The sequence below is a fragment of the Dietzia maris genome, from assembly GCF_014144855.1.
Classification (GTDB): domain Bacteria; phylum Actinomycetota; class Actinomycetes; order Mycobacteriales; family Mycobacteriaceae; genus Dietzia; species Dietzia kunjamensis.
In genome coordinates this window covers 1-5,457 of sequence record NZ_JAALDN010000005.1, presented here as the reverse complement: position 1 = coordinate 5,457, position 5,457 = coordinate 1, and the positions used below count along the sequence as shown (strand labels likewise).

General features: G+C 71.7%; 5 protein-coding genes and 1 pseudogene. 2 read left to right on the top strand and 4 right to left on the bottom strand.

The genetic code is table 11. From position 1 onward, the window contains the following. The first annotated feature begins 1 nt into the window (after position 1). Together G6024_RS00160 and G6024_RS00155 are read left to right on the top strand one after the other, a co-directional pair. The gene (locus G6024_RS00160) at positions 2-2,143 is read left to right on the top strand and encodes a RecQ family ATP-dependent DNA helicase (protein WP_159147548.1); all 2,142 of its coding nucleotides are present in this window, start codon (positions 2-4) and stop codon (positions 2,141-2,143) included. Positions 2,144-2,313: 170 nt separating this feature from the next. Next, complete coding sequence (locus G6024_RS00155) at positions 2,314-3,564, top strand: calcium/sodium antiporter (protein ID WP_159147547.1); 1,251 nt, start codon at positions 2,314-2,316, stop codon at positions 3,562-3,564. Positions 3,565-3,601: 37 nt separating this feature from the next. On the opposite strand, the gene G6024_RS16490 is transcribed toward G6024_RS00155, so the two are convergent. From G6024_RS16490 to G6024_RS16475, 4 genes and pseudogenes are all read right to left on the bottom strand, one after another. Continuing rightward, positions 3,602-4,504 carry a cytochrome P450 gene (locus G6024_RS16490; protein ID WP_235027695.1) on the bottom strand — a complete coding sequence of 301 codons (903 nt, stop codon included), beginning with the start codon at positions 4,502-4,504 and terminating at the stop codon, positions 3,602-3,604. Positions 4,505-4,525: 21 nt separating this feature from the next. Then, positions 4,526-4,777: a hypothetical protein gene (locus G6024_RS16485; RefSeq protein ID WP_235027694.1), complete on the bottom strand. Its 252-nt coding sequence runs from the start codon at positions 4,775-4,777 to the stop codon at positions 4,526-4,528. Between the two features lie 57 nt (positions 4,778-4,834). Beyond that, a complete protein-coding gene (locus G6024_RS16480; RefSeq protein ID WP_235027693.1) occupies positions 4,835-5,179 on the bottom strand; it encodes a hypothetical protein in 345 nt (114 codons plus the stop codon). Then, positions 5,176-5,457, bottom strand: a pseudogene (locus G6024_RS16475) (hypothetical protein); the annotation flags it as partial. The pseudogene G6024_RS16475 and the gene G6024_RS16480, both read right to left, overlap by 4 nt.

Sequence of the window (5,457 nt, the reverse complement as noted above, 5' to 3'; positions counted from 1 at the left end):
CATGACCTCGACAGCGGACCGTCCCACTTCCGACGACCCGGCCACCGGGGACCGGGCCGCCCTCCGGGCCCGCGCCGACGAACTGCTCAGCGCCCTCGCCGGCCCGGGCGCCGTCCTGCGCGAGGACCAGTGGGTCGCCATCGAGGCCCTGGTGGCGGACCGGCGACGCGCGCTGGTGGTCCAGCGCACCGGCTGGGGCAAGTCGGCGGTGTACTTCATCGCCGCCCGGTTGCTCCGCGAGCTGGGGTCGGGCCCCACCGTGATCGTCTCGCCGTTGCTCGCACTCATGCGGAACCAGGTCGAGGCCGCCGCCCGGGCCGGGGTGCGGGCGGCCACCATCAACTCGGCCAACATGACCGAGTGGGACGAGGTCCGCTCGGCGGTCCGGGCCGGTGAGGTCGACGTGCTGCTGGTGAGCCCGGAGCGTCTCAACAACCCCGACTTCCGGGACACGGTCCTGCCCGCGCTCGCGGCGGACGCCGGCCTCGTGGTGGTGGACGAGGCCCACTGCGTCTCGGACTGGGGTCACGACTTCCGGCCGGACTACCGGCGTATCCGCACCCTGCTCGCCGATCTGCCCCACGGCGTGCCGGTCCTGGCCACCACGGCCACGGCCAACGACCGGGTGGTCCGCGATGTCGCGCAGCAGCTCGGGGTCGGTGAGTCCGCCTCGGAGGACACCCTCGTCCTGCGAGGCGGACTGGACCGCGAGTCGCTGCGGCTGTCGGTGGTGGCTATCGACGACTCGGAGAAGCGCGCCGCCTGGCTCGTGGAGAACCTCGAGTCGCTGCCGGGCAGCGGCATCATCTACAGCCTCACCGTCGCGGCGGCCGAGGACATGGCCGAACTACTCACCTCGGCCGGGCACCGGGTCAGCTCCTACACCGGCCGCACCGACGCCGGTGAACGCGAGGAGCTGGAGCGCGCGCTGCTCGACAACGAGGTCAAGGCCCTGGTCGCCACCTCCGCGCTGGGCATGGGCTTCGACAAGCCGGACCTGGGCTTCGTGGTCCACCTGGGTGCCCCACCCTCCCCCATCTCGTACTACCAGCAGATCGGCCGCGCCGGACGTGCCGCCGACCGCGCCGAGGTGGTCCTGCTTCCCGGGCCCGAGGACCGCGCGATCTGGAACCACTTCGCCTCCCTGGCGTTCCCGCCCGAGGACGTGGTGCGGCGGGTCCTCGACGCGCTGGAGCCCGATCGACCGCAGAGCACGCAGGCGCTCGAACCCGCCGTCGACCTCGGCCGCAACCGGCTCGAGATGGTGCTCAAGGTCCTCGACGTCGACGGCGCGGTCCAGCGCGTCCGGGGTGGCTGGGTGGCCACCGGGCGGCCGTGGCACTACGACGCCGAGCGGTACGCGGGGCTGGCGGAGGCACGGCAGTCCGAGCAGCAGGCGATGTTGGAATACCAGCGCACCGTGTCCTGCCGCATGGAGTTCCTCCGCGGCCAGCTCGACGACTCCACCCTCGACCCGGCCTCCGGCGGTTGCGGTCGCTGCGACAACTGCACGGGCCAGCGCCGCACCACGGACGTCGACTCCGGCGCCCTGACCCGCGCCCGCGACGCCCTCGAACGGCCCGGCGTGGTCCTGCCGCCCCGCCGCCAGTGGCCGACCGGCCTCGCCAAGCTCGACGTCCCGCTCAAGGGCAAGATCGCCGACGGCCCCGCCGAGGGCCGGGCTCTGGCCCGCCTGACCGATCTCGGCCTGGGCCAGAAGCTGCGCGCTCTGCTCGCCGAGCCCGACCAGGACGCCCCGGAATGGCTCGCCCGCGCGTGTATTCCCGTCCTCCGCGAGTGGGGCTGGGCCGACCGGCCCACCGGCGTGGCCGCCCTCCTCACCGGCGAGCACCCGCAGCTGGTCACCACTCTCGCGCATGCCCTGGCTCAGATGGGTCGCATGGAACACCTCGGGGAGATCTCCCGCGATCCGGCCCTGCCCGCGGTGACGGCCCAGAACTCCGCGTACCGCGTGGCTCAGTTGTGGGGCACGTTCTCCGGCCCGTCGACGCCGTCCGAGGGCCCCGTCCTCCTGGTCACCGACCTGCTCGGGACGGGGTGGACGATCACCGAGGCGGCCCGGCATCTCCGCTCCTCCGGGGTCCCCGCCGTCCTGCCCCTGGCCGTGGCCACATCCGGCTAGGTGTGATGTGCGGCTGGGTGTGATGTCCGGCTGGGTGTGATGTCCGGGGAGGTCGCCGCCCGCGCATCGACATACCGGAGTCCGGCACGGGATCATCGACCCATGGGTAATTCAACGAGACCGTCACCGTCGGCCGGGCCGGGGTTCACCACGATCCGGTCGGACCCGTCATGAGCGCCCTCACGGTGCTCGCCCTCGCGGTGGGATTCGTCCTGCTCATCGGCGGCGGCGAAGTGCTGGTGCGAGGCGCCGGTGGTCTGGCCACGACCCTCGGGATCTCCCCGCTGGTGGTGGGACTCACCGTCGTCGCCTTCGCGACCTCCGCGCCGGAGTTCGCGGTGAGCGTCGACGCCGCGCTGAGCGGGTACCCGGGGTTGGCCGTCGGCAACGTGGTGGGCAGCAACATCGCGAACATCCTGCTCATCCTGGGTCTGACAGCGATCGTTGCCCCGCTGGTGGCGACGTCCCGGATCGTGCGGGTCGACATCCCCATCATGGTGCTGTTCTCGCTGGTCGCGCTGCTGGTGGCACTCGACGGCACGATCAGCTTCCTCGACGGTCTGCTGTTGTTCGCCGGCCTCGTGGCGTATGTGGTGGCGACGATCGTCATCTCGCGCAAGCAGGATGGAGGCCGGGCCGCCGCGGCACCGGAGGACCCGGTCGCTGACGGCGCCGGTGGTGGCGACGCCGCCGTCGACGGCGCGGGTGATGCCGCCGCAGGTGGCGCCAGTGCCGGCGAGACGCGGTCGTCCGGCGTCGCGTCGTCACACCCGGTTCTGGTCAGCAGCGTCTTCGTGGTCGTCGGTGTGGCTCTGCTGGTGGTCGGCGCGCGACTACTCGTCGCGGCGGCGAGTGATCTCGCGTCGGCATGGGGAATGAGTGACCTGGTCATCGGTCTCACGGTGGTGGCGGTCGGGACGTCGCTGCCGGAGCTCGCCACGAGCGTGGTGGCGGCGATCCGCGGCGAACGGGACCTGGCCATCGGCAACATCGTCGGTAGCAACATGTTCAACATCGGTGCCGTTCTCGGGATGACCTCGCTCATCACGCCCATCGACGTCGCCCCCGGGGCCGTCCGCTTCGACCTGCCGATCATGCTCGCCGTCTCGCTGGCCCTGCTCCCGATCGCCTTCACCGGTATGGCGATCAAGCGGTGGGAGGGACTGCTCTTCACCGGCTTCTACGCCGCGTACGTCGTCTACGTGGTGCTGCAGGCGGCCGACCACGACGCGTTGGATCCGTTCAGCGCCGCCATGCTCTGGTTCGTCATCCCCATCACGGCCCTGTGGCTCATCGTGCTGGCCACCTATGAACTCGGCGTGCTGCGGGGGCGCAGACAAGCGCGAGGACAGCGCGTCGCGGCGGGGGCGCGCGGAGCGGACGAGGAGGGCCCGACGGAAGGGGTGACCCGCGACGTCTGAGCGCCCTCGCCGGGCCCGTTCGCCGAGGACCTCCGGTTCACACGGAGAGTCGGAGGCTCCGGAGGCGACGGACCAGAAGACTCTGATGCCATCGTGTCTGCGATACGTCGATCTCGAGGTCCCCGCCGAGATCGAGGAGGAAGTCGAGTGCGGCGCGGGATTCCACGCGCGCCAGGGCCGCACCCAGGCAGAAGTGGATGCCGCGCCCGAACGACAGGTGCGAGCCCTCATCGCGGTCCGGTCTGAACCGGTCCGGGTCACCGAACCGGCGGGGGTCCCGGTTGGCGCTTCCCCAGAGGAGGAAAAGGTGGGTGCCCGCGGCGAGAGCGGTCCCACGGAGTTCGGTGTCCGTGGTGACGTGGCGGTAGTGCCCCCGGAAGGGCGCATCCGTTCTGAGGGTCTCCTCGATGAACGGCGAGCGGCGCCCCGGGTCCGACCGGAGTGTGTCGAGGTGCTCGGGGTGCTGCCCCAGGCGCCACGCCAGCGTGCCCAGGTGGCCCACGGTGGATTCGATCCCGGCCGCCACGAGCTGGACGAGGACCTGCACCGCGGCGTCGTGGGAGATCTCGCCGCGCTCCAGCTCACGGGCGAGTGCCCCGAGCACCGAGGCGCCCTGCCCGGCCTCCGCCCCGGTCAAAGCGGCCGAGAGGTGGTCGACCAGCTCCCCTCCCGACCGGAGCGAGTCGTCGAGCTCGTCGGCCGTGACCATCCCGTCCAACATCCTCGTGCTGGCGAACGCCCACTCCCACAGGCGGTCGGCATCCTGTGGCGGCAGCCCCATGAGTTCCGCGATGACGGCGGGCGGGAGACGCTCGGCGATGTCCGCCACCCAGTCGATCCCGCCGTCTCGCCAGCCGTCCGCCCACAGTTCGCGCAGTCGGCGGTCGACGAAGGGCCGCCAGGCTCGCAATGTGCGCGGGGAGAGGGACGACGTGACCACGCTCCGGTGGGCCCGGTGCACCTACCCGTCAGCGGTCGCCAGCGCGTGGACGGGGGATCCGAGTTCGGCGACGGGGAACTCGGTCACCTCCCCACCGGGGCCCACCACCATCGTCGCGATGAGGTTGGACGAGAAGTCCTCGACCCTGCTCGCGGCCTCCACGATCAGGTCCCATGACCGGACGGCGTAGAAGCCCGAGTCCCCCACCCGCTCGATTCCCGGCGATGTCCTCGAGGGGTCGAACAGGTCCATGATCTCGTGCGCATCCCGCATACCCGCCACACTCGCGGACCGGTACCCGGCCCACATCGGAATCGCACATTCCGGTGGTCACTCGGCGGTCGCGGGCGACCGTCGTGGGGCTCCGGGGGCCCGGAGCCCCACGACACCGCTGACCCCCGAGACCGCGGCGGAGGCGAGCAGTAGTGCACCGAGGCCCAGGGACGGTATGACGGCCCCGGCGAGCGCCGGCGCGATCACGGAGCTCACGGCGCCCACCACCAGGCACGCCGTGAACGCCGCCCCCGCGCGATCGGGGGCCAGTTCCGCCGTCCACACGGCGAGGACCGCCGAACCGGTCATGTACCCCACACCGAAGACGCCGGCGGAGATCACCGTCGCGACCAGGGAGTTCCCCGCCTGACCCAGCAGCGCCAACGAGACCGCGACGATCACCAGCACATCGCCGCGACCCGGGCACTGCCCCACCGTTGCGCCATGGCGCCGGTCGCCAGTGCCGTCAAGCCGCTGGCACCGATCAGGACGTAGGCCGCCGGGACGGCGAGCTCCGGCAGGTCCGTGCGGTCGAGGACGTCGGAGGCGTAGGTGAAGTAGATGATGACGACGGCGAAGTAGACGACCGCAGGGCGATCAGCCCGACGCCCGTACCGGTGGTGATCATCGCCAGCGCCCTGGGCTGTTGTCGGGCGGTCACCGTCCGGGTGACGATGTCC